The organism is Marichromatium sp. AB32 (genome assembly GCF_003718675.1).
In the GTDB taxonomy this organism is placed as follows: domain Bacteria; phylum Pseudomonadota; class Gammaproteobacteria; order Chromatiales; family Chromatiaceae; genus Marichromatium; species Marichromatium gracile.
The window spans coordinates 1-19,277 of sequence record NZ_RHFJ01000021.1 but is presented as its reverse complement, the minus strand read 5'-3'; the positions used below and the strand labels follow the sequence as shown (position 1 = coordinate 19,277).

The window sequence follows — 19,277 nt, the reverse complement described above, 5'->3', positions numbered from 1 at the left end:
GGATCGCTGAACCGGGTCGTCCGACTCAGCGCGGCTGGAAGCCGATCAAGGTCATGTCATCGCGCCGCGGCTCGTCGCCCCGATAGTCCTCGAGCAGCTGCTCGACGGCGGCGAGCTGCTCGGCCAGACCGAGTTCGGCGTGGTGCTCCAGCCAACCCGCCAGACGGCGGCGACCGAGCAGCCGCCGCGGCTGCCCGCCCATGTGATCGGAGATGCCGTCGGTGAGCAGATAGAAGCGCGCCCCCGGCGCCACCGCGATGCGGTGCACCGGGATCTCGCCTGGGCTCGGCAGACTGCGATAGCCGAGGTGCGCGCGCGCGCCGCGGATCGTCTCCACCCGTCCGGCAGGATCCATGCACAGCAGCGGGATACCCGCGCCGGCGAAGCTCAGCTCGGCGCGCGCCGGCTCCCAGATCGCCACCGCCGCCTCCAGACCGTCGTCCGACTCGGCCTCGGGGTGATCCTGACGCAGTCGCGTACGCACCACGGCGTCGATCGCGCACAGGATGGTCGCCGGGTCGGCGCTGGCATGATCGCGCAGGATATCGGCCATCGCCGAGGCCAGCACCAGGGTGATGAAGGCCCCCGGCACACCATGCCCGGTACAGTCGGCGATCAGGATCAGATAACGCTCGTCGTCGAGCCGCTCGAGCCAGAACCAGTCGCCGCCGACCAGGTGCAGCGGCTCCCAGCACACCTGGATCTCGCGCACCCCGTCGCCCAGCGCGCCCTTGTCGGGCAACATCGCCGTCTGGATGCGCCGCGCGTACTGGATGCTCTCGAGCACCATGCGATTGGCCTTGCCCAGCTCCTGGTGGGCGGCGTCGAGCTCGGCGAAGGCCTGCTCGAGGGCATCGCGCTGCTGCTCGAGCTCCCGGGTACGCAACCGCACCCGCGCCTCGAGCTCTTGGGTGAGCGCGGTCAGCTCGGCCTGTGCCCGATCGCGCTGATCGAGCCCCCGCTGCGAGGCGGCGAACAGCTCACCGAGACGCGCGCGCAGCAACCCGAGCTCGTCGCCGCGATGATGGGGCAGGTGCGGCGGCGTCCACGCCCCCGGACACGCCGGGTCGACCGCCGCGATGGCCCCGGCCAGGCGCACCAGCGGGCGGGTGATCATCAGATAGAAGAGCAGCGCGACCAGCGCCGAGATCACCAGCGCGCGCGCCAGCCCGAGCAGCGCATCGCGACCGGCCTGGGCGAGGAAGCGCTGGGTCAACACCGCCGCCGAGAGTTCGACCTCGAGGACCCCGACCGGCTCCGCATCGGCCCCGGCAAAGCCGTAGTCGAGCGGCAGACGCATCCGGGTGACATCGGCGAACAGCCACGACCAGTCCTCGGCCAGCGCGCTTGCCGTCGGTTCGCGCACCCGTTCGGCGAGCACCCGACCGAAGTCGTCGCGCAGCTCGGCGCGACGCATCGAGGCGCGGGCGAAGAGCCCGTCGACGAGCTGGCGACCGAGTTCGGGATGGAGCTGATAGAGCGCCTCGGAGGCCGAGCCCTCGACCAGGGTCAGGGTCTCGCGCAGGTCGCGCTCGACATCGGCGCGCATCCCGCGCCAGTCGAGGAAGAGCTCGAGCAGCCCCACCAGCATCCCCAGCAGCAACACCACCGCCAGGGTGACGGCCGCCTGGCGGAAGGTCAGCCCGCGCCAGAACGGGATTTCGGGCGGGGCTGCGCCCTGTTGCAGGGACGTGTTCAATGGGCCTCCAGGGCGACGGTGCCGACACCATGGGCGCGTCTGATCGCCTCGACCCGCGCCGACTCGGTCGCCAACCAGCGGTCGAAGCGCGCCAGCAACCCGGTGTGCGCCCGGGTGGAGAGACGGTACTCACCCTGTGCCAGCGGCAGCCCGGGATCGAAGGCCAGGGCATCGGCGCGACCGAACAGCCGGCGCGACTGCTCGGCGGCGACCGCGACATTGGCATAGGCGGCATCGATCCGGCCGCTGTGCAGCTGGTTGAGCAGCGCGGCAAAGCCGGCATTCTCGCGCAGCACCGGCGTGCCGGTCTCCAGGCGCGACTGCCAGGCACAGGGGGTGAAACCGACGACGATCCCGAGGCGCTGCACCCGTTCGGGGCCCGCACCCAACTGGTCCGGGCGTACCAGGGTGGCGTCGGTGTAGGAGACCACCGGAGTGCTGAAGTGGAAGCGCTCACCGTTGCGCGCCGCACTGCGCCAGTCGGGGTCGTCGGGATAGATGAAATCGACCTCGTCGCGCAGCAGGCTGACGACCATCCGCGGCACCGGCAGCGGCTTGTAGTCGAACTCGATCCCGGCGGCGGCGGCGAAGGCGTCGAACAGCTCGCGGGCGAACCCCTCGAAGCGTCCGGTATGCGCGGCGTGATAGGGCAGATAGTCGATGTTCTCGACCCCGATCACATAACGCTCCCCGGCGGCCTGCGCGCCCCCCGGGAGCAGGATCAGCAGCAGTGCGACCAGCCGCGCGATCATGCGTCTGGAACGCCCTGCTCGGTCGCACCGGGCAACTCGGCCTCGGCCAACTCGACGCGATTGCGACCGTTGCGCTTGGCCGCGTAGAGCGCCCGATCGGCGCGCGCGATCGCCCGTTCCAGCGACTCGTCGATGGCGACCTCGGCGACGCCGATACTGACGGTCACGCGCAGCCGCGCGCCCTTCCACTGGGTCTCGGCCTCGGCCACCCGCACGCGCAGCCGCTCGGCGACCTCGGCGGCGGCCTCCAGGCGGATCTCCGGGAGCACTGCCATGAACTCCTCGCCGCCGAAACGCCCGGGGACGTCATCCTCGCGCAGCGCGCTGCGAAACAGGGTGCCGAAGTGCTCGAGCACCCGGTCGCCGGCGACATGACCGTGGGCGTCGTTGACCCGCTTGAAGTGATCGAGGTCGAGCAACAGCACCGACAGACCGCGCCGATGACGGGCCATGCGCTTGAGCTCGTGCTCGCCGAGTTCGAGCAGGTGACGACGGGTGTGCAGCCCGGTCAGCTCGTCGACCGAGGCGATCCGGCGCAGCTCCTGCTCGAGCTGCTCGCGCCGCTCGATCTCCTTGACCAGGGTGGCGTTGAGGGTGTTGAGCTCGCGCGCCTGCAGCGACAGGGTGCGGTTGGCGTCGTGCAGGTCGAGCTGCATGCGATCGCTGATGCGCACCAGCCGACGCGACTCGTGATAGCCGTCCTGATAGGCGCGGGCGAGCTGGCGCACCCCGTCGGCGACCTCGTCGAGACGCTCGAGCATCGCCTCGGCCTGACGGATCACCGCCTGCTCGTGGGCATAGAGCGAGAACTCTTCCTCGGGCTCATCGGCGCTCATGATCGGTGCCGGTCAGTCATCATCGAATTCGCAGAGCTCGAACACGGCGTGCTCGAAGTCCTCGCTGAAGTCCTCGCCGAATTCCTGCATGGTGTCGTCCTCGACATGGTAGTGCCAGCGGATGCGCACCCCGCGCCCGGCGCCGGCGGCCCGCTCCAGGCGCTGGAAGATGTTCATCAATGCCTTGGCGCTGCTGCTGTTGAAGTAGGACATGCGCAGCTCGACCAGCAGCGCGGGGGGCTGAGTCGAGTCCGTGGCGAGAAAGGCGTCGAGCGCCTGGATCACCGGACCGAAGAAAGCAGCAGCATCCTCGGGGTAGGACTCACCCTCGATGCGCAGACGGCGATTGGCGAAATCGAACTCAAGCAGCGGCGAGCGTTCGGTCGGTGCGCGATACAGCGTCTCCAACGTCTCCATCCTTCACTCAGATATAGGCCTTAAGACAGAAGAAGGAGCGATCCTCGGTGACTTCCACGAAGCCGAACTCGATCGGATCGGTCGAACGACGCGCGATCTCGATCAGACCGATGTTGCCCCCCCGACTATCGTCCTCCACCGGGGCGCGCAACCGCTCGCGGTAATAGGACTTGAGCGAGTCCTTGTCCATCGACGCGAGTTGCTCGAGCCGGCGTTGCAGCTCGGCGGCCTCGTCACGACACACCATGTTGCCGCAGACGACGAAGAAGCGGTCGCGCTCGCGACCGACCACGACCATCCCCGAGCTGAGTTCGACCGGCTTGCCGAGGTTGCCCTCGACCCGTTCGGCCGAGTAGCGGATGATGTTCTGCACCTGCTCGACGAAGATCGAGAACACCCGCTTGATCACCCGCGAGTCGGCATCCTCCAGACTCATCTTCTGCTTGAGCGCCTCGCCCAGCGAGAACAGGATCCCCTCGGAGAGATAACCGGCGAAGGAGAACACCACCCCGCGTTCCTGCAACTGCCGATGGAAGGCGAAATATTCCGTGGCGATCGACATAGCGAACACGACTCCTCAAGTCGGTGGGACTCGGCCAACTAGGGTAGAGGCTCGACTCCCGCCGAGGCAAGCGGAATCAACCCTCGACAGCCACGCTGCGTCGACGTGACGGCGGTGTCTCGACCTGCAGCGGCAGTCCCATCAAGGCCAGCAGATAGAACAGCAGCGCCACCCTCGGGGCATCGAGCAGGGTGCCGAAGGTACCCACCGCAAGGAAGCCGAGCAGGGCCAGCCAGACCGTGATCCCGAAGGCCGGCGAGACGACCCGCCCGGCGAGCAGACCTCGGCTGGCGACGAGCAACAACAGCAGCAGCACGGCGAGACCGAGCAGGCCGCGCTCGACCAGCAGATGGACCCAGAGGTTATCGGTGTGCCAACGCTGGTGGTCGAAGTCGGAATAGCTCAGCCAATGGTCGATCCCCGCACCGAAGTCGCCGTTGCGCACCAGTTCGCGTCCGCCTTCGAGCCGTTGCAACGAGACGTCGTCGATGTCGACCAGGGTCTGCGGCTGCTCGAGCAGGCGGTACTCGCGGCGATTGGCGAGGGTCAGCAGCAGCGGTGCGCGCAGTGCCTGCTCGAAGGAGCCGAGGTTGGCGCTGTCGAAGACGAACTCCAGCGCTCGCCAGGCGCCCTCGGTGTCGGTCACCATCGGGGAGAAGGTGACACAGCGTGGGTTCCACTCGCTCGGCGCGATCATCTGACGGTGACACAAACGCAGCTGCAGCTTGAGTTCGGGGGCCTCGGTACGCACCGTCAGGCGCAGCCGATAGGCGGTATTCGGCCGCAGCCGCACCCGTTGTCCGAGCCGCATGCCGCGCGCCCCGGAGAGACGCAGATAACGATTGCCCGCCTCGCTGCCGATCCCCAGGGTACCGAACGCCTGGGGATCGCGCCGCGTCCACAGATAGCGCTCGGGGAAACGCCCGGCGCCGATCCCGAGCAACTGGTCCGGCCAGTCCGCCGGCACGACCGCGAGCGCCTCCTGCCAGTGCGTCAGCCGCGCCTGCAGATCGCTCCCGGCCTCGGCGAAGCGCGCCTCCATGCGACTGCCGAAGAGACTCGGGATGAAGGCCCCGAGGACCACGCACCAGAGCATCATCGCGAGGATGCGATGGCGCGGCGCCAGCCGCGCGCCCCAGTCGCGTTCGAACCGCCAGCCGATCACCGCCAGCAGCGCCACGCCGGCGACGACGATCGCCATCGCCAGCGGCAGCGGCAGGCTGGTCCACTTGCTGGTCGCCGCGCCGTGAGCGGCCAGCCCGGCCAGCGCCAGCACCACCGCACCACTCAGCCAGGCGAGACGGCGCACGGACACCCCGAGACCGGCGAGCCAGCCCGGCAGCGCCGCGACCACCAGGGCGAGCAGCGCGCAGCTCATCGCCAGCATGCCGCCGGAGCGGAACGACCACAGCGCCATCGCCGCCGAGCCCGCCAGCGCCGCCAGGGTGAGCAGCGCCGCCCCGCGCGACAACACCCGACGCTGGCGCCAGTAGCCGAGCAGCAAGGCCGCCGCCACCACCGCCAGGAACCCGAGATAGACCCCGCGCGAGAAGGTCACCACCATCGCGTAACAGGCGCCGAGCAGGACGATGGCGGCCAGCCCCCCCCACCAGCGCGAACGCGCCATCAGCAGGGCGAGCACCGCGAACGGCCAGGCGAGGCTGAGATAGCCGTCGATCGCGCCGCCACCGACGTGCATGTCGGCGAAGAGCGCGGTGACGCGATAGGCGGTGGAGAAGTCGAGCAGGGTACCGAGCAGCGCATAGGGACCCTCGAAGAAGATCAGCTGGTGCAGCACCCCGCGCTCCCACACCACCACCAGCGCGACCCCGAGCAGTCCGATCAGCACCCCGGCGATGAAGCGCCGCTCGGCGCGTACCGGATCGCGACCGCGCGCGGCCAGCCACAGCGGATAGAGCAGCAGCGCCCAGACCAGCCCCTTGGTCAGACGCAGGGCGTTGAGTGGGCTGTAGTAGGAGACCAGCGCGTTGGCATCGAGCTGCGGCCAGGCGCCACCGAGCCCGCGCCAGCAGCCGATCGCGGCGAGCACCAGCAGCAGCAGCAGGAGCAACCGGGCGCCGGCGCTCGGGCGCACCCTGCCCCCGCCACCACCGTGCCACAGTCCGGCGGCGAGGGTACAGAGCAGCAGCGCGTCGAAGGCGTCGACGAACAGCCACCCGCTCCAGGGCGCGAGCTGGAGCAGCGGCAGCGCCACCGGCACCACCACCAGCCAGGCATCGGGGTCGCGCAACAGCACCAGCAGGTAGAGCGCCAGCCCCAGCGCCAACCAGGGGGCGATGGCGGGGAAGCGCAGCAGGAAGGGGATCAGCGCCGCCAGCAACAGCAGCGCCGAGAGACGGCGCGTCACTGACCACAGATGATGAGGCGTGGACGGAACGGGGGGTACGACGGACATGGCGTCGGCCTCCTGGCCGGGTGACGACATGGGGCTGGATCCGACCGCCAGCCTGACAAGCGCGGCGGTCGGGTTCAAGCCTGTCGTCGATCGGGGCCTCCCGCCCCGACCACGACAGGCCTCAGTCGTAGAACAGCTCGGACCAGCGCTGATCGTCGATCAGCGACTGCTTGAGCGTCTCCCACGCCTCCTCGCCGCCGGCCTGCTCGGCCATCACCCGGTTGAACGCCTCGGCGGTCTTGCGCAGACCCGAGATGAACACCTGGGTGTTGGGCTCACGCATCAGCCGCAGGGTCTCCTCGGCATGGGCCTCGAGCCCCTGCGCCAGCGCCTCGGAGGAGCGCATCAGCGGCCGGGTGCCGAGCGCGCGGAAGGCCTTGAAGGTCTTCTCGTCGTAGTAGTTGGCGAGATCCGAGGTCTCGTCGTTGGCATACATCAGGTCGAGACCGGTGCGACCGCCGTAGAACAGGCGCACCTGACCGTTCCAGTCGCCGCGACGCTCGTAGATGTGCTGAGCGAAGGCGCGGAAGGGCGCGATCCCGGTGCCGGTACCGATCATCAACAGGTTGGCCCGGTTGTCGAGCGGCATGCGGAAGGCGCTCGCATAGGGGCCGGTGATGGTGATCTTGTCGCCGGGCTGGGCATCGCACAGATAGTTCGAGGCGATGCCCGGATAACGCTCGCCGCTGACCTCGTCGAGATAGAAGCAACGACGCACCAGCAGCTCGATCACCACCCCCTCGTCGAGCGGCATGGGGCGGGCGTTGGCGATCGAGTAGCGACGCAGGTGCACGGCGTTGCCGAAGGGATGCGGACCCGGCACCAGCACCCCGATGCTCTGGCCCTCGACGAACTGGAAGGCCGGATCGAGCACCTCGAGGGTAAGGTGGCGGACCTCCTCGGTGTCCTCCGGGGTGATGCGCCGCGAGGCCTTGATCAGGGCCTCGGTCTGCGGGCCGCCAGCGGCCTGTGATTCACTCATGTCAGCTCCTTAAACGCTGTCCTGCGGCCCCTGGGGGGCCGCGAGAGGGACGCCGATCAGTGGCGATCGGCGTTGCACTCGCCGTGCACGGGACCGGGCACGGCCACCTCGACCTCGCAGTGACCGCTACCACAGGAGCAGCCACCGCCCTCGGGGCGGTAGGGGCCGAGCTGCGGATGACGCCGCGCGAAGCGTGCGTACAGCTGCTGGACCCCGACCCAGCCGGCGAGCACGACGAAGATGATCACCGGGACCAGCAACAGCCTAGCCATGGCTGCCACCCAACCCGGCGAAACCCATGAAGGCGAGCGAGAGCAGCCCGGCGAGCATCAGGCTCATCGCCGCGCCCTCGCTGACCCGGGGCACCCGCGCCAGGGCGAGCTTCTCGCGCAGCCCGGCCATCAGCATCAGCGCCAGGGTGAAGCCGGTGCCGGCGCCGACGGCATAGACCAGGCTCTGCACGAAGTCGTACTCCTTGGCGGTCTGGAACAGCGCCAGACCGAGGATCGCGCAGTTGGTGGTGATCAGCGGCAGGAAGATGCCGAGCGAGCGGAACAGCGCCGGGCTGAAACGCTTGACGAACATCTCCACCAGCTGCACCGCCGAGGCGATCACCGCGATGTAGCAGATCAGGCGCAGGAACTCGAGCTGCAGCTCGCCGAGCACCCAGTTGATGCCATAGGCCGCGGCCGAGCTCACCAGCATCACGAACATGGTCGCCAGGCCCATGTTCCAGGCCGTCTCCTTCTTCGCCGAGACGCCGAGGAAGGGACAGATGCCGAGAAACAGCGCCAGTACGAAGTTGTTGACGACCGCGGCGTTGAGGAAGATCAGCGACAGGGGTTCAGCGTGCATATGCGCTCTCCGCGGCGGCGGCCTGCAGTCTGCGCTCCTTGCGCAACCGCAGCCAGTTGAACAACAACAGCCAGGCACCGAGGACGAAGAAGCCACCCGGGGGCAGGATCATCACCACCCAGGGCTGGAAGTCGGCACCGAACAGCGGGATGCCGAGGATGGTGCCGCTGCCGAGGACCTCGCGCACCGTGCCGAGGCTGAGCAGCGCCAGGGTGAAGCCCGCGCCCATGCCGAGACTGTTGATCAGGGTGGTGTGCAGGCGTTGCTTGGAGGCGTAGGCCTCGGCGCGACCGAGGATCACGCAGTTGGCCACGATCAGCTGGATGAAGGCGCCGAGCGCGGCATAGAGCTCGAGGCTGATGGCCTGGATGGCGTAGTCGACGATGGTGACGAAGGTGGCGATGATGACGATGTAGCTGGCGATGCGCACCTGCTTGGGGATCCAGTTGCGCAGCAGCGACACCAGCAGGCTCGAGCACACCAGCACGAAGGTGGTGGCCAGGCCCATGGCGATGGCGTTGACCGTGGTGTTGGTCACCGCCAGCACCGGGCACATGCCCAGCAGCATCACGAACACCGGGTTCTCTTCCCACAGCCCGCGCACGAAGGTGTCGAGCGACAGGCTCTCTTGTTGGTTGGGCAGTTCAGCCATTCATCGGCCCTCGCTACGGTTCGGTTCGGAGAGGAGCGCCAGCTCGCGCTGCAGCACCGGCACCACCCGCTGGGCGGCGTCGTTGACCGCGCGCGCCATGGCGTTGGAGGTGATGGTCGCGCCGGAGATGGCATCGACCTGCCAGGGTTGGGTCTTGGTGCCGTGCTTGACCGGGACGATGGGGTTGGCGAGCGCCGTCCCGGTGGCGTCGAGCCGCGCATCGAGCGCCTCGAAGTTCTTCAGATACTCGGCGTCGGTGGAGATCTTGTCGCCGAGCCCCGGGGTCTCGGTCGACTTCAGCACCTTGCTGCCGATCACGCACTGGCAGGCGGGGTCGTAGCCGAAGAGGAACTGGATGACGTCCTGGTAGCCGCGCGCGGCGCCCGGGAAGGCCACGCCCACCAGCGCGCCGTCATCATCGTAGCCGGCATAGAGATGGACGCCCTCGGCGCCCTCGCCCGCCGGCACCAGCGCATCCTCGGCGGTGAGCACGAAGTCGCGCTTGGCCACCGCACCGTCGAGGACGTGGAACACCGCCTTCTCGGTCATCCGCCGCTGGTTCTCGGCGATGATCGGCAGGGTGAACTGATAGACCAGCACCACCAGCAACCCGGAAAGCATGGCGATGCCGCCGAGGGTGCGCAGCATCGCCCAGGCCGGGGTGCTCGGCGCCGGGGTTTGGATCTGTTGTTCGATCGTCATGAGTCAATGCCCGATAGAGGTTGGAGCCGGCGATTCATGCCTTGGGCCGCGAGCCGGCGCCGTAGACGCGCGGCTGGGTCCAGCCCGAGATCAGCGGACCGAGGGCATTGGCGAGCAGGATGGCGTACATCACCCCTTCGACGAGGCCGCCAAAGAGCCGGATGATCACCGTCAGCACGCCGATGAACAGGCCGTAGATGATGGCCCCGCGCGCGGTCACCGGCGAGGCGACCATGTCGCTGGCCATGAACCAGGCGCCGAGCATCAACCCGCCCGAGCAGAGCACGAACCAGGGCGAGGGATAGAGCGTGGGATCGAGCAGCCAGAAGGGCAGCGCGGTGAGCACGGCGCCGGCCATCACCGAGGCCGGGATGCGCCAGTCGAGCATCCGCCGCCACGCCAGCCACAGCCCGCAGACCAGGATCAGGATCGCCGAGGTCTCGCCCGCGGAACCGGCGATGGTGCCGGAGAACACGTCGCTGAGCGGCAGCTCGATCTGCTGGAACTTCTGCAACGCCAGCGGCGTCGCCCCGCTCCAGGCGTCGAGCCCGAGTCCGGCAACCCAGTCGTCGATCGGCACCGGCTGCATGAACGGCAGGGTCAGGGTCGAGGGGATCAGCTCGGCGAAACGCTCCGGGGCGAAGGCCGGGGTCCAGGTGGTGATCGCCACCGGAAAGGCGGCCTGCACGAAGGCACGCCCGACCAGCGCCGGATTCATCACGTTGTAGCCGAGTCCGCCGAACAGCGCCTTGCCGAGGGCGATGCCGACGAAGGCGGCAACCGCGGCCATCCACAACGGGAAGCCCGGCGGCAGGGTGAGACCGAGCAGCAGCCCGGTGATCACCGCCGACCAGTCGGAGACGGTGTTGCCCTGCCCCGAGAGACGCGCAAACAGCCACTCGGTAGCCACCGCGACCACCGTGGTGGTGATGAGCAGCAGCAGCACGCTGAGGCCGAACTGATAAACGGCGAAGGCGCTCACCGGCAGCAGCGCGAGCACCACCGAGCGCATGATCTGATCAACCGTCAACACCTTCTTGAGGTGCGGCGATGTTCTTATTTCGATGCCTTTAGCCATAGATTTTCGAAACCGCAACGGCGCCGGGGCGCCGGAATATCCTGAGGTCCGCACGCCGCCGACCGGGGTCGGGGCAACGGAGGTCCTGGGGCGCGAGGATCGCCCGATCGACGCCTCGGCGCTGCGCCGCGTGCGCGGCGCCGAGGCGACCGGCGGGCTTACTGCTCATCCTCTCGGTTGATCGCCTTGGCGATGCGGAAATACTGGGTCAGCGGGATGTTCGACGGACACACATAGGCGCAACAGCCACACTCGAAGCACTGGTCGAGATGATAGTGCTCGGCCATCGTCGCATAGTCGCGCACCTGCGCCAGCTCACCCAGTACCGAGGGGTTGAGCGAGATCGGGCAGGCCTCGACACAGGCACCGCACTTGATGCAGGGGTAGACCTTGCGCTCGGCCAGGTCGAGGTCCTCGCGTTCGAGCACCACCACCCCGGAGACGGCCTTGGTCACCGGCACATCGAGCGAGGCCACCGCCATGCCCATCATCGGCCCGCCGAGGATCACCTCGCCGAAGCTCTCCTTGAGCCCGACCTGTTCGAGCAGGAAGCGCAGCGGGGTGCCGACCGGCACCATGAAGTTGCCGGGGCGCTCGACGCCGGGGCCACTGACCGTGACCACGCGCTCGATCAACCCCTGCCCCTTGGGCAGCAGGTCGCCCATCTGCGCCAGGGTGCCGACGTTGTAGACGGCCACGCCGACATCGGCCGGCAGCCCGCCGACCGGCACCTCGCGCCCGGTCAGGCTCTTGATGAGCATGCGCTCGGCGCCCTGCGGGTACTTGCTCTGCACCGCCTCGGCGGTGATCGGCAGGTCCGCGGGGATCTCGCGGCGCAGGTGCTCGACGGCATCGAGCTTGTTGTCCTCGACGCCGATGACGGCACGCTCGGCGCCGGTGGCGCGCAGCACCAGCTGGATGCCGCGCACCAGCGCCGCGGTCTGCTCGAGCATGATGCGATGGTCGCAGGTGAGATAGGGCTCGCACTCGCAACCGTTGACCAGCACCGTCTCGATGGTGCGCCCCTCGGGGGGCACGAGCTTGACGTGACTGGGGAAGGCGGCACCACCGAGCCCGACCAGACCGGCCTGCTGCACGGCGGCGACGAGCTCGGCGCGCGACATCGCCGCCAGATCGGGGGCACTGTCGAACAGCACCCGCTGGCTGGCGGCCTGATAGACCTTGAGATAGATCGCCGGGGCCTTGGGGCCGGCGGCGGTGGGGGCCAGCGCGATGTCACGGATCACCCCGGTGGCCGGGGCATGCATCGGCACCGAGACATGCCCATCGGCCTCGGCGATCGGCTCGCCACGCACCACCTCCTGACCAACTCGCACGGTCGGGATGGCCGGCTTGCCTTTGTGCTGCTCCAGCGGGATCACCAGCTCCGGGGCAAACGGCATGCGTCGAATCGGCTTGTCCGCCGTCAGTTCCTTGTGCTCGACGGGATAGATCCCGTGATCGAAGGTCTTGCGGCGCGGAAAGATGCTGAATAGAGCCATGCGTCAGTACTGCTGTGTGGTCGACACCCGAGGGGTGTCTGGCGAACGGGGGCACGCGACGCCTGACGCGGCGCCGCGTGCGCATTCCTCTAGCGTGGCCCGGCGTCAGGACGCCGGGCAGCCAGGGGCGGCCGACTTACTGGAACTTCTCCGCACGCTTGACCAGCTTGTCGACGCCGGGCTCGGACGGGTTCCAGGGGGTGCCGGGGTGGATGCAGGCGGCGCTGCACTTCTCGGCGGCCTTGACGATGTCCTTGAACGGACCGGCCTTGGGATCGACGATCTCGGCCTTGCGCTCGGCGTTGTAGCGGAAGATCGACGGGTTGATGTTGATGCACTCGTCACAGGCGGTGCACTCGGGCGTCTCCACCCACACCGGCTCCCAGTCGGCGCTGCCGTTGGCGCCATTGGCACCGTTGAGACCATGACCGTTGGCACCATTGGCGCCGTGGCCATTGGCGCCGTTGCCATTGCCGTTGCCGATCAGCGCATTGATACCACCGGCCTCGCCGCCGGCCATGGCCAGCAGGTTGGCGGTGAGCTTCTGCGCCATGTCGGCCTTGGCCTCGTTGCGCACCCGATCGAGGTCGATACGGTTGAGCTCGCCGCAGAGTCCGCGCAGCTGCGCCCAGAACTGCTGGCGCTCCTCACAGCTGAGCACCAGCTCCTGCGAGACCAGCACGCGCATCAGGCGGTTCTTGCCGTCGACGCCCCAGATGTAGGGGAAGCGGCCCTCGCGATCGTCCTCGTCGAGTTCGAGGAACTCGGCCAGCGGCACCATGGAGTCGTTCCAGGTCTCCGGCGGCGCCTTGCGGAAGTGCTTGCGGAAGCGGCCCTCGGTGAGCGCGAAGTCGGCGAAGGTCAGCGGCACCTCGAGGCTGGCCGGCTCGCCGTCCTCGTTGGTGTAGTCGATGCTCCAGCTGATCCAGTCGCGCTCGATCTGCGGGTTGCCCTCGATCGAGCAGCACTCCTCGAAGGTCGAGCCGGCATCCGGGTCGTAGCGGAACAGCGGGTAGGCGCGCGACTCGACGGCCATGCGACCCTGACGGTTGGACATGTCGTCGCCGATGCCGTGCTCGGGCTGACAGCTGGTGTAGACGTTGAACAGGGCCGGGTGGCGCGAGTTCAGACCGTCGATATAGCCCTCGAGCAGGTGGGTGAGGTGCGAGGCCGAGCTGTTGAGCACGAAGCTGGTGCGATGCGCCATGCCGATCAGACCCATCTCCTTGCGGATCTCGGTCTTGCCCTTCCACGCCTTGCCGTAGGGGCTCATGTCCGCGACCTGGCCGATGAAGCCCGAGGTACAGGCCTGACCACCGGTGTTGGAGTAGACCTGGGTGTCGAGCACCATGATCTTGACCGGGTGGCCGGACATCAGCGCGCGCGAGAGGTTCTGGAAGCCGATGTCGTACATCGCCCCGTCACCGCCGACGGCGACCACCGGCGGGCACAGCAGCCACTCCTCGTCGCTGAAGTCCTTCCAGCCGAAGTAGGTCAGGTCGCAGGCCGGATCGGCGGCGTTGTAGCGCCCCTCGAGCTCCATGCGCGCCTGGCGGATGGCCTTGAAGCCCTCGCCCATCTTGCGCATGTGGCCCTCGAACAGACCCAGCGCCATCGACGGCGAGTCCTGGAACAGGTGGTTGGCCCAGGGGAAGGGATAGGGGCTGTAGGGGAAGGTCGCGCCCCACACCGAACTACAGCCGGTGGCGTTGACGATACCCATGTTGGCGCGCGGCTGGTTGCCGGTGTACTGCGCCTTGAGCTGACGCAGGGTGTCGAGCAGGCCGGTGACCCACTTCAGCCACTCCGGGTCGACCGGACGCGCGCCGCTGCTCTGATCGAGCTCGGAGGTCAGGCCGCCGAGGGTCAGGTCGCTGTCCTTGTGCTCGTCGAGCGCCTTGGTGATGGCGGCGGTGTTGCTGAGGTCCATGCTCTCGGCGAGCTTGAGCCGGACATGGGTCTCGAGACGATTGATGAGGTCGTCGAGCTCGGCGAGGTGACGCTTGACGCGCGGCTGCATCAGCGCGGTGACGGTCGAGGTGAACAGGTGCAGCGCGGTCTTCTCGCCGCAGCCCATGCACGAACCGTCGCCCGAGACCATCGACAGATAGTTGGTCTTGTCGAGCAGCAGGGTCTCGAGCGCGCCGACCTTGTCGTCGAGGTCATCGATGCGGATGAAGTCCGGGTCGGTGGTCGGCAGATCGAGCCACATGTCCCAGCGCGCCTGCATCTGGCGGATGCTCTCGTCGGTCTGCGGCTCGGCGACCAGGGCGCCGTCGTTACAGACGTCGATACACTCCATGCAGCCCTTACAGGTGTAGGGGTTGACGGTGATGCTGAACAGCCCGCCGCTGCCCTTCTGCTGCTTCTCGCGGTTGCTCCAGTAGGGCTTGGTGACGGCGAACTGGTAGTCGCCGAGCGCCTGCATCAGCAGCCCGAACTCCTGCTCCAGCGCGGCCTTCTGGCTCTCCTCGCCGGAGAACTCGGCGAGCACCTCGAGGATCGCCTGATCCATCAGCTGACGCAGATCGGCCGACTCGCCGTTGATGTTGATCAGCGCACGCAGACGCTTCTCGACGTTGCGGCTCTCGCGACGCAGGTGCTGGGTGGGCATGCTGCGCTCGACGCGCAGGATCGCCGCCGAGAAGATGTCGGAGACGCTGTTGACCAGACCCGGCAGCGCGCTGTCGGGACACACGGTGAAGCAGTTGCCGCAGGCGGTGCAGTTCTCGGGGATGAACTTCGGGTATTCGAAGCGGATCTGGGTCATGTCGCGATAGACGCCGCTGGCCGCGGGCATCAGCGACAGCGCCATCTGCGGGTCGGCGAGGTTGTCGTTGCCCTGACCGCTGGCGTAGAAGGAGCCGGTCTGCTCCCAGAAGCGGTGCACGTCGCTGATGCCGCCATCGCCCTCGGGCATGGCCTTGAGCATCACCGGCAGCGCCGGCTCCTTGCGCGGCATCAGCTGGCCGGCGACCAGCGGCTTGTCGACGATCTCGACGATCTCGTCGAAGCCGCGCCGCACGATGCGCAGGTTGTCCTGCACCACGCGCTCGCCCTTGGCGCCGAACTTGGCGCGCAGCTGCTCCTCGATGGCCGCAAACAGCCCGGCCTCGTCGAGCCCGGAGCGCTCCATCAGCGGCGAGGCGGCGAAGAAGGCACCCTGGAAGGCATTACCCTGCATGCGGAACTGCAGCTCGGGGTTGGAGGCCTCCTCGCGGGCGATCTTGAAGCCGTCGATGTAGAAGACGCGGATCTCGTTGTCGACGATGAACTTGCGCGCCGACGCCGGGAAGCTCGCCCACACCTGCTCCGGATCCTCCATGCTCGACTGGATGACGAAGCTGCCCTTGCGGTCGAGACCGGCGAGCGGGTTGGAGTGGGTGAACACGTTCGGGTCGGGGCTGAGCACCACGTCGACGTAGGTGTACTCACAGTTGAGCCGGATCGGCTCGGGCGCGGCCGAGAGGAAGTAGGTGGTCGGCTGACCCTTCTTCTCCGAGCCGTACTTGGGGTTGGCGCGGATGTCGTAGCCGAGCAGCTCGTAGAGCGTCATGGCGAGGTTCTTGCCGGTGGTCACGGCACCCCAGCCACCGACCGAGTGCATGCGCACCGTCACCGCGCCCTTGGGCAGCAGGTTGGGGTTCTCGCTGCCGCGCAGCGCCAGATCGCCGACGTTCGGGTAGGCGTCCTTGAGGCTCTGGATGCGGATCTCGTCCTTGGGATCGATCGGGTCGCGCACGAAGTCGACCGAGAGATAGAAGAACTTGCGCTGGGCGCCGCCCGGCACCATGTTCTCGACCGCGGCGATCAGCCCCTCGGGCTGCAGGTCGCGCGAGCCGAGGCCGTAGCTGGCGGAGTAGAGACGCGGCATCTCGCCGCGGCCATAGCTCGGGTAGTCGGCATAGGCCGGCGCCTCGCCCTTCTCGGCCATGCCGTTCTCGACACACTTGGCCAGCGCCGCGCGCACCTCGCGCATGATCGGCAGGTCCTCGGCGAGCGGCTGGTCGGTGCGCTCGAGCACCGCAACGCCCTTCTTGCCCTGGATCAGGGCGGCGATCAGCTCGCCCGGGAAGGGCCGGAACATGGTGAGGTTGATCACGCCGACCTTGATATCGCGGGTCTCGCGCAGATAGTCGGCGACCGCCTCGGCCTGGGTGACCATGCTGCCCTGACCGAGCAGCACGTAGTCGGCGTCCTCGAGACGGTAGCCCATGGCGCGGTGATAGCGCCGACCGGTGAGCTCGAAGAACTCATCCATGCACTGGTCGGTGATCTCGGCGATGTGATCGAAGAAGTAGGGGCGCTGCGCCGCGACCGCCTGCATGTAGGCGTCCTGGTTCTGCACCGTACCCGAGGCGACCGGGTTGTCGACGTCCCACACTAGCGGCACGCGCCGGCGAGTGGGGCCGTAGGCGAGGCGCTGGGCCGGGGTCGGCGACTCGATGATGTCGTCGGGACGACCGCAGAACTCCTCGACCAGGGCGCGCTCGGGGACCTGCAGCGGCTCGATCAGGTGGGTGGTGAGGAAGCCGTCCTGGCCGACGGCGGCCGGGGTCAGGCTGAGCTCGGCGACCTTGCGCGCGATCAGGTTGAGGTCGGCGGCCTCCTGGGCGTTCTTGGCAAAGACCTGGAAGAAGCCGGTGTCGTCGATGCAGTGATAGTCATCGTGCGCGCAGTGCACGTTGAGACTGGCCTTGGTGATGGCACGCGCACCGATGTTGAGCACATAGGGCAGACGCTTGCCGACGGCCGCATACAGCGACTCGTGCATGAAGGCCACACCCTGAGCGGAGGAGAAGTTGACCGCGCGCAGGCCGCTCATCGACATGCCGGCGGTGACCGCGGCGGCGGCGTGCTCGGACTCGGGCTCGACGAAGATCAGCGGCTGCCCGGAGACATTGACGTGTCCCTTGGCGACCTCTTCGGCCCAGAATTCGCCCATCTGGGTCGAGGGGGTGATCGGATAGGCACCAGCGGCATCGGATGCCTCGCGCTCGCACATGATTACGGCAGTATTGCCGTCCATCGCCATACGGGTGCCAGGATACTTGTACTGCTTATCGTCTTTCTTTCCGAACATGGGCCTTCTCTATTGTTGAACCACCGAGACGCCGGCGTCGGGACGCCTGTGCGCAAAGCGGGTTTGGATCAGAATTCTTGCGCTCCGAATCGAGCGGCCTGGATCTTTTTATTGGAGGCGGGGCGTCGGCCGCAGCTCGATGCGGCGCGACGCGGGCCGTACGCGCGTCAAGCCATGGGTAGTGCTGCCTTGCGTACGACCTTGCGGGCATCGCGCCCCTTGGTGACGGCGCCGCCCGGCTCGAGCCAGACGATGGCCCCGGTCGGACAGCGCTCGATCGCCACCTTGGAAGCGAGCGCGTTCTTGTCGTAATCGAGCACGGCGAGGTTGTCGCGGATCTCGATCAGTCCTTCGGGAGAGTCCTGGACACAGCGGCCACAGGCGGTACAGGCGACCTCGCACTGGTGCTCGACCTCGTCACCGGCGTCCAGGCTCTTGCAGGCGACCCACAGCCGGTGGCTGACCGGGTGGATGCTGAACAGGTCCTTGGGGCAGACGCTCACGCAGTCGCCGCAGGCGGTGCACTTGTCCTCGTCGACCACCGGCAGGCCATGGGCGTCGAGCGAGAGCGCGCCGAACTGGCACACCTCGACACAGTCGCCCATCCCCAGACAGCCCCAGGAGCAACCCTTGCCGCCACCGCCGACCAGGGCCGCGGCGCGACACGAGGAGATGCCGCCGTAGGAGGCACGGATATAGGCGACATGGTCACCGCCGGCGCAAGCGAGCCTTGCCACACGCTTCTCGGTATTACCCAGGGAGACGCCGAGGAAGTCGGCGATGATCTGGTTGGTGTCCTTGGCGTTGACCGTGCACTTACCGGGTTCGACCTCGCCCTTGACGAGCAACTCGGCGAAGGTGCGACAACCCGCTTCACCACAGGCGCCGCAATTGGCCTTGGGGAGCAGATCCTCGACTTGATCGATACGAGGGTCTTCGTAGACATAGAAGCGTCTGTTCGCCACCACCAACATCAGGGCGAGCATGAGGCCGAGCGCGGCCATGAATCCTACTGCGGTCAGGATGGTTGCCATATTACTACTTGAGATTCCGGCGAAAGGCGGTCTGGACAATTCGGCGCCCGGGATGCGCCGAGGTGCGCGACAATCACGCTGCCTGGCCGACAGACCAGGGGCCGTGCCAGAGAGCGGAGCGTTGCCACGGCCAGAAAAACCTGTGGGAGTTTACGAAATTATGATCTATTGACTTTCGTAATTATATAAATCGTAAGTATTAGGTAAAGCAAGAAAAGATTCTTGCAGCAATCGATTCTCACTCCACGACAATTCGCAAACTGCCACGCATCAGGGTGCACGCATTGGCGACGACGCCCACGCGCGCACCCTGCCGATCAACGCAGCCGGGTCTCGATCCCGCGCTCGCGCAGATAGCTCTTCACCGCTTCGATCGGGACCTCGCGACGATGGAAGATGCCGGCCGCGAGCGCGGCCTCGGCCCCGGTTCGCTCGAACACCTCGGCGAAGTGCTCGACACAGCCGGCGCCGCTGGAGGCGATGACGGGGATGCGAACAGCCGAGCGTACCGCACCGACCAGCTCGAGGTCGAATCCGGCGCCGGTGCCGTCGCGATCGATCGAGTTGAGCAGGATCTCACCGGCACCGAGACGCTCACACACCCGCGCCAGCTCCACGGCGTCGATATCGCGTCCCTCGCGCCCGCCCTTGACGGTGCACTGGAACCAGCAATAGCGCTCGCCGTTGGGGCCGGGCTCGGCGGTCTC

16 protein-coding genes are annotated in these 19,277 nt (G+C 67.7%); all 16 read right to left on the bottom strand.

The window, feature by feature from the left end; all coding sequences use genetic code 11:
- Nucleotides 1–25 precede the first annotated feature (25 nt).
- On the bottom strand, nucleotides 26–1,699 hold the full coding sequence (locus EBL85_RS08405) for a SpoIIE family protein phosphatase (protein WP_223806101.1): 1,674 nt from the start codon (nucleotides 1,697–1,699) through the stop codon (nucleotides 26–28).
- Complete coding sequence (locus EBL85_RS08400; RefSeq protein ID WP_123142667.1) at nucleotides 1,696–2,451, bottom strand: transporter substrate-binding domain-containing protein; 756 nt, start codon at nucleotides 2,449–2,451, stop codon at nucleotides 1,696–1,698. Before EBL85_RS08400 ends, EBL85_RS08405 begins: the two co-directional genes overlap by 4 nt.
- Nucleotides 2,448–3,287 carry a GGDEF domain-containing protein gene (locus tag EBL85_RS08395; RefSeq protein WP_123141403.1) on the bottom strand — a complete coding sequence of 280 codons (840 nt, stop codon included), beginning with the start codon at nucleotides 3,285–3,287 and terminating at the stop codon, nucleotides 2,448–2,450. The genes EBL85_RS08400 and EBL85_RS08395 overlap by 4 nt, the downstream gene beginning before the upstream one ends.
- 12 nt (nucleotides 3,288–3,299) lie before the next feature.
- Nucleotides 3,300–3,704, bottom strand: a complete 405-nt coding sequence (locus tag EBL85_RS08390) for a DUF1987 domain-containing protein (RefSeq protein ID WP_123141404.1) — start codon at nucleotides 3,702–3,704, stop codon at nucleotides 3,300–3,302.
- Between the two features lie 7 nt (nucleotides 3,705–3,711).
- Nucleotides 3,712–4,266 (bottom strand): SiaB family protein kinase, encoded by a 555-nt coding sequence (locus EBL85_RS08385; RefSeq protein WP_123141405.1) that lies wholly within the window; start codon nucleotides 4,264–4,266, stop codon nucleotides 3,712–3,714.
- 76 nt (nucleotides 4,267–4,342) lie between these two features.
- Entirely contained in the window at nucleotides 4,343–6,682 is a 2,340-nt protein-coding gene (locus EBL85_RS08380; protein ID WP_148040526.1) for a hypothetical protein, read from the bottom strand.
- Between the two features lie 121 nt (nucleotides 6,683–6,803).
- Entirely contained in the window at nucleotides 6,804–7,664 is an 861-nt protein-coding gene (locus EBL85_RS08375; RefSeq protein WP_062272829.1) for an oxidoreductase, read from the bottom strand.
- A 56-nt stretch (nucleotides 7,665–7,720) separates the two neighbouring features.
- Nucleotides 7,721–7,936, bottom strand: a complete 216-nt coding sequence (locus tag EBL85_RS08370) for a hypothetical protein (RefSeq protein WP_123141407.1) — start codon at nucleotides 7,934–7,936, stop codon at nucleotides 7,721–7,723.
- The gene (locus EBL85_RS08365) at nucleotides 7,929–8,519 is read right to left on the bottom strand and encodes an electron transport complex protein RnfA (RefSeq protein WP_062272825.1); all 591 of its coding nucleotides are present in this window, start codon (nucleotides 8,517–8,519) and stop codon (nucleotides 7,929–7,931) included. Before EBL85_RS08365 ends, EBL85_RS08370 begins: the two co-directional genes overlap by 8 nt.
- Nucleotides 8,509–9,171: an electron transport complex subunit RsxE gene (rsxE, locus tag EBL85_RS08360; RefSeq protein WP_062272823.1), complete on the bottom strand. Its 663-nt coding sequence runs from the start codon at nucleotides 9,169–9,171 to the stop codon at nucleotides 8,509–8,511. The genes EBL85_RS08365 and rsxE overlap by 11 nt, the downstream gene beginning before the upstream one ends.
- Nucleotides 9,172–9,873 carry an FMN-binding protein gene (locus EBL85_RS08355; RefSeq protein WP_123141408.1) on the bottom strand — a complete coding sequence of 234 codons (702 nt, stop codon included), beginning with the start codon at nucleotides 9,871–9,873 and terminating at the stop codon, nucleotides 9,172–9,174.
- A gap of 34 nt (nucleotides 9,874–9,907) precedes the next feature.
- A complete protein-coding gene (locus EBL85_RS08350; protein ID WP_123141409.1) occupies nucleotides 9,908–10,951 on the bottom strand; it encodes an RnfABCDGE type electron transport complex subunit D in 1,044 nt (347 codons plus the stop codon).
- Between the two features lie 158 nt (nucleotides 10,952–11,109).
- Nucleotides 11,110–12,453 (bottom strand): electron transport complex subunit RsxC, encoded by a 1,344-nt coding sequence (rsxC, locus tag EBL85_RS08345; protein WP_123141688.1) that lies wholly within the window; start codon nucleotides 12,451–12,453, stop codon nucleotides 11,110–11,112.
- 136 nt (nucleotides 12,454–12,589) lie between these two features.
- Nucleotides 12,590–17,536, bottom strand: coding sequence for a 2-oxoacid:acceptor oxidoreductase family protein (locus EBL85_RS08340; RefSeq protein ID WP_123142665.1), 4,947 nt, complete (start codon nucleotides 17,534–17,536; stop codon nucleotides 12,590–12,592).
- 167 nt (nucleotides 17,537–17,703) lie between these two features.
- A complete protein-coding gene (locus tag EBL85_RS08335) occupies nucleotides 17,704–18,570 on the bottom strand; it encodes an RnfABCDGE type electron transport complex subunit B (protein WP_062272812.1) in 867 nt (288 codons plus the stop codon).
- 317 nt (nucleotides 18,571–18,887) lie between these two features.
- Nucleotides 18,888–19,277 (bottom strand): HisA/HisF-related TIM barrel protein (locus tag EBL85_RS08330; RefSeq protein WP_255419387.1); only part of this gene is annotated, 390 nt, incomplete at its 5' end.